The sequence below is a fragment of the Pseudoxanthobacter sp. genome, assembly GCF_036822375.1.
Lineage (GTDB): Bacteria > Pseudomonadota > Alphaproteobacteria > Rhizobiales > Segnochrobactraceae > Pseudoxanthobacter.
This window is the reverse complement of the sequence record NZ_DAISHT010000290.1, coordinates 1-3,574: the sequence shown is the minus strand read 5'-3', so window position 1 is coordinate 3,574 and position 3,574 is coordinate 1. Positions and strand designations below refer to the sequence as shown.

Annotated in this window: 4 protein-coding genes; all 4 read right to left on the bottom strand. The window is 65.8% G+C overall.

Annotated elements, in window-relative coordinates; genetic code table 11:
- The coding region (locus V7067_RS16600; RefSeq protein WP_334177004.1) for a phosphate ABC transporter ATP-binding protein at positions 1-701 on the bottom strand (701 nt) is incomplete at its 3' end.
- Positions 698-1,531, bottom strand: a complete 834-nt coding sequence (gene pstA / locus V7067_RS16595; protein WP_334177003.1) for a phosphate ABC transporter permease PstA — start codon at positions 1,529-1,531, stop codon at positions 698-700. The genes V7067_RS16600 and pstA, both read right to left, overlap by 4 nt.
- 17 nt (positions 1,532-1,548) lie before the next feature.
- Positions 1,549-2,520: a phosphate ABC transporter permease subunit PstC gene (pstC, locus tag V7067_RS16590; protein ID WP_334177002.1), complete on the bottom strand. Its 972-nt coding sequence runs from the start codon at positions 2,518-2,520 to the stop codon at positions 1,549-1,551.
- Between the two features lie 181 nt (positions 2,521-2,701).
- The coding region (pstS, locus tag V7067_RS16585) for a phosphate ABC transporter substrate-binding protein PstS (RefSeq protein WP_334177001.1) at positions 2,702-3,574 on the bottom strand (873 nt) is incomplete at its 5' end.

Genomic DNA, 3,574 nt, shown 5'->3' with positions numbered 1-3,574 from the left:
AGATACATGAAGGCGGTGTACTTCGACACGCGCGCCGCCTGCTGCATGTTATGGGTGACGATGGCGATGGTATAGTCCACCTTCAGCTCGTCGATCAGTTCTTCGATCTTGCCGGTGGAGATCGGGTCCAGCGCCGAGCAGGGTTCGTCGAACAGGATCACTTCCGGCTTCACCGCCACCGAACGGGCGATGCACAGGCGCTGCTGCTGGCCGCCGGAAAGGCCCATGCCGCTGGAATGCAGCTTGTCCTTCACCTCGTCCCACAGCGCCGCCTTGCGCAGCGCGTATTCGATGCGGCCTTCCAGCTCCGACTGCGGCAGGCGCTCATAAAGGCGGATGCCGAAGGCGATGTTGTCCCAGATGGTCATCGGGAACGGCGTCGGCTTCTGGAACACCATGCCGATCTTGGCGCGCAGCTGGTTGAGGTCCTGCTTCGGGCCGAGCACGTTCTCGCCGTCCAGCAGCACCTCGCCTTCCGCATGCTGACGCGGATAAAGCTCGTAGATGCGGTTCAGGATGCGCAGCAGCGTGGACTTGCCGCAGCCCGACGGCCCGATGAACGCCGTGACGTGGCGGTCGTAGAGCGGCAGGTTGATGTTCTTCAGCGCCTTGGTCTCGCCGTAGAAGAACGACAGGTTCCGGATCGAGACCTTCTCGCGGAGGCCCTGCGAAGCGGTGGCGTCGATGGCTGGCATGTTCATCGGTCGTTTCCGGACTTGATAAGCGTGCGGGCGAAGATGCTGAGGGCAAGCACCGCAAGGGTAATGATGAGGGCACCGGCCCAGGCGAGGCGCTGCCAGTCCGGATAGGGGCTGAGAGCGAACTGGAAGATCACCTGCGGCAGGCTGGACATGGGCGCCGAGAGATCGGTCGACCAGAACTGGTTGCCGAGGGCCGTGAACAGCAGCGGCGCGGTTTCGCCGGAGATGCGGGCCACCGCCAGCAGCACGCCGGTGACGATGCCGGCCTTGGCCGCCTTGTAGGCCACCCTGGAGATGACGAACCACTGCGGCGCGCCCAGCGCGGTGGCGGCTTCGCGCAGGTGGTTCGGCACCAGCAGCAGCATGTTCTCCGTGGTGCGCACCACCACCGGGATCACGATCACCGACAGCGCGATGGCACCGGCGATGCCGGAGAAGTGGCCCATCGGCGCCACCATGATCTCGTAGATGAACAGGCCGATGACGATGGACGGCGCCGACAGCAGAATGTCGTTGATGAAGCGCACCACCTGCGCCAGCCGGGTGTAGCGGCCGTATTCGGCCAGATAGGTGCCGGCGAGGATGCCGATCGGCGTGCCGATGATGACGGCGATCGCCGTCATGATCACGCTGCCGACGATGGCGTTCAAGAGGCCGCCGGCAGAGCCCGGCGGCGGCGTCATCTGGGTGAAGACCGCCGGGCTCAGGCCCGAGATGCCTTCCCACAGCAGGCCCCACAGGATCATCACCAGCCAGAACAGGCCGAACACGGCGGCCGCGGTGGCCAGCGTCATGAACAGGGCGTTGCGGAGTTTTCTCGTCGCATACATGGGTGAGCGGCCCTTCCTCAGCCGAGACGCTTTTCGATGCGCATCAGCATGTAGCGCGCAGCCGCCAGCACGATCAGCGTGATGACGAACAGAATGAGGCCGAGGCCGAGCAGGGCGGCGGTGTAAAGCTCGCCGTCGGCTTCCGCGAATTCGTTGGCGATGGTGGCGGAAATCGTGGTGCCCGGCGCCAGGATGGAGGCGGAAATACGGTGGGCGTTACCGATCACGAAGGTCACGGCCATCGTCTCGCCCAGCGCCCGGCCGAGGGCCAGCATGACGCCGCCGATGACGCCGACGCGGGTGAAGGGCAGCACCACCTTCATCACCACTTCCCACGTGGTGCAGCCGAGGCCGTAGGCCGATTCCTTCAGCATCGGCGGCACGGTCTCGAACACGTCGCGGGTGATGGAGGAGATGAACGGCAGCACCATGATCGCCAGAATGAACGAGGCGGTCAGCACGCCGATGCCGTAGGGCGGGCCGGCGAACAGCATGTTGAGCCCCGGCACGTTGCCGAACGCGGAGATCAGGAACGGCTGCACATAGGCCTGCATGAACGGGGCGAACACGAACAGGCCCCAGATGCCGTAGATGATGGAGGGAATGCCGGCCAGCAGTTCGATGGCGATGGCGATCGGCCGGCGCAGCGGCCGGGGGCAGTTCTCGGTCAGGAAGATCGAGATGCCCACGCCGACCGGCACCGCGATCAGCAGCGCGATGGCCGAGGTGATGAGCGTGCCGTAGATCGGCCCGAGCGCCCCGAACTGTTCGGTCACCGGGTTCCAGGCCTGCGAGAAGATGAAATTCAGGCCGAATTCCCGGAACACCGGCGCAGAGCCGATGATCAGCGCGATCATGACGCCGCCGAGCACGGCGAGCACCAGAATCGCCGCGAACCATGTCAGGCCGCGGAACGAGATGTCGGTCACGGCGAACCGCTTCAGCGTATTGGACGACGGGCCGGCGCCCGCTTGATGTTCTACGGTCATCTCAACCATGTCGCGCTCTGAACCCCATCACTCGACGGCGGGCCGCGCCACGTGGCCCTGCCGCCGAAGCGGACTGCCCCCGTGGTGGAGAACCGCCGCCGCGTCAGTTCTGACACGGCGGCGGCAAACGGATGGTTTCAGGACCGCGGCCGCCGTGCTGCGGATGCGGCCCTGAAGGGGATCACTTCGTGAAGACCGGCTTGCCGTCGGCCGTGATCTCGGCCCACGAGGCCTCGACCAGACCCACGACGCTGTCCGGCAGCGGCACATAGGCCAGCTGATCGGCCATCGCATCGCCGTCCTTATAGGCCCAGGCGAAGAACTTCAGGGCCTCGGCAACGGCCGCCGGGTCCTTCGGGTTCTTGTGGACGAGGATGAAGGTGGCGGCCGAGATCGGCCAGGTCTTCTCGCCCGGCTCGTTGGTCAGGATGGCATAGAAGCCCGGCGCGTTCTTCCAGTCCACGGCCGAAGCGGCGGCCTGGAAGGCATCGGCGGTCGGGGAAACGGTCTTGCCGTCCTTGTTCACGAGGCTCGCGAACGGAATGTTGTTCTGCTTGGCATAGGCATATTCGACATAGCCGATCGAACCGCCGGTCTGGGTCACGTTGGCGGCCACGCCCTCGTTACCCTTGGCGCCGATGCCGACCGGCCACTGCAGCGAGGAGTTGGCGCCGACTTCGCTCTTCCAGCCGTCAGAGACCTGCGAGAGGTAGGACGAGAACACGAAGGTCGTGCCCGAGCCGTCCGAACGGTGCACCACGGCGATGGCGGTGGAGGGCAGCGACAGGCCCGGATTGAGCTTCACGATCGCCGGGTCGTTCCACGCGGTGATCTTGCCCTGGAAGATGGCGGCCAGCGTCGGGCCGTCCAGCACCAGTTCGCCGGGCTTCAGGCCGGGCAGGTTGATGACCGGCACCACGCCGCCGATCACGGTCGGGAACTGCACGAGGCCGGCCTCGGCCAGCGCTTCCGGCTTCAGCGGCATGTCGGAGGCGCCGAAGGTGACGGTGCCGGCCTTGATCTGCTTGATGCCGCCGCCGGAACCGATCGACTG